Annotated in this window: 1 protein-coding gene; it reads left to right on the top strand. The window is 51.7% G+C overall.

The window, feature by feature from the left end; all coding sequences use genetic code 11:
• A partial coding sequence (locus ACGF49_RS24515) for a hemagglutinin repeat-containing protein (RefSeq protein WP_387493299.1) occupies window positions 1-1,388 on the top strand: 1,388 nt, incomplete at both ends.

Genomic DNA, 1,388 nt, shown 5'->3' on the forward strand with positions numbered 1-1,388 from the left:
GGCAGGCGGGTATCCGGGCGGGGCAACAAGTCATGCTCAGCGCGGGTCACGATATTGATATCTCTCGGCCCAATACGCCGGAGGCGTCAGAGCGCCGGTTTGATTTATCTCAATCAGGCACGCAAATTACTGCGGGCGAGCATCTGCAACTCAGCGCGGGGGGCGATATCGCGGGTATCGCGAGATTAACATCGACTAAAGGAAATATCTCGGTTAACGCCGGCCGGGATTTACTGTTCTTTGCCCAGAAATATTCGCCGATTAATGATAGCGATAAACAATATCTTTATGGCACTGGCGACGTTAGCGCGGCTCAAAATCTCACCTTAGTTGCGGCAGGCAACCTGCTGACATCAGGAACCCGTTTGACATCCGGCGGTGATATGCAACTTTCCGCGGGGGGAAATGTTCGTTTTGAATCGCGACAAGAATTTATTCGCGAGGGGAATATTGAGCGCTTTACGCAACACGCCAGCCGGCTGAATAGTGGTGGCGCATTAACTATTCGCTCCCAAGGCAGTATTTTATTCCAGGCGACGGAGTTAATCGCCAAGGGTGTGATGGATATCGCGGCAACAGGCGGTTTTCTCTATGCGCAAGCGATGGAAGAAGCCTATAAAAGTGAAGAAACGAGGAAAAGCTGTAAAGGTTTTGGCCCCATAAAGTCGTGTAAAGTGTTTGGGTCTAAAACAGAACATCGAGTACAAATCAATAAGACCAACAAAGTCACGGAATTTACTGCCGGTGGTGATATTAACCTGATGGCAAAAGATGATGTGACATTGGAAGCGAGTCGGCTAGAAACCAGTAAAAACGCGAAAATCACCAGCCAGACAGGGAAAGTGAACTTCAAGGCGATGCCAAATATTGACTTTGAGCAGACCATCACGACATCAAAAGGCTTTTTTATTACGCAGCACGATAAAGGTCACCGTGAGGAGAGCTGGATAATCCCGTCAGTGCATGTTGGCGGTACGCTGACGGTGGATGCGGCGAAAGGCATCAATGCGGATGTAAAAGTGAAAGAGGGGCAGTTACTGGAAGACGCGTTAGGGGTACTGGGTAACACCCCCGGTACGGAATGGTTAAAAAATCTCCAAGGCCGCAATGATGTCCAGTGGGATCGGGTTAAGGACGCTTACAGTAGCTGGGACAAAAAAAGCGAAAGCTTAAACCCCGTAGTGGGTGCGGTGATTGCGATTGCTGTTGCGGCGGTCACGGCGGGTTCGGGCCTGGCGGCTTGGGCGGGAAGTGGTGCCGTGGGGGCGACAGGTGCCACGGGAGCCACGGCGAGCGCGGTTTATGGGGCGGCTTATGGCGGAATGATAGGGTTGACCTCACAGGCGGCGGTGGCCTTAGTTGAAAATAAAGGGGATCTTACCAAGACA

Source organism: Photorhabdus sp. RM96S, assembly GCF_042879335.1.
GTDB lineage: Bacteria > Pseudomonadota > Gammaproteobacteria > Enterobacterales > Enterobacteriaceae > Photorhabdus > Photorhabdus kayaii.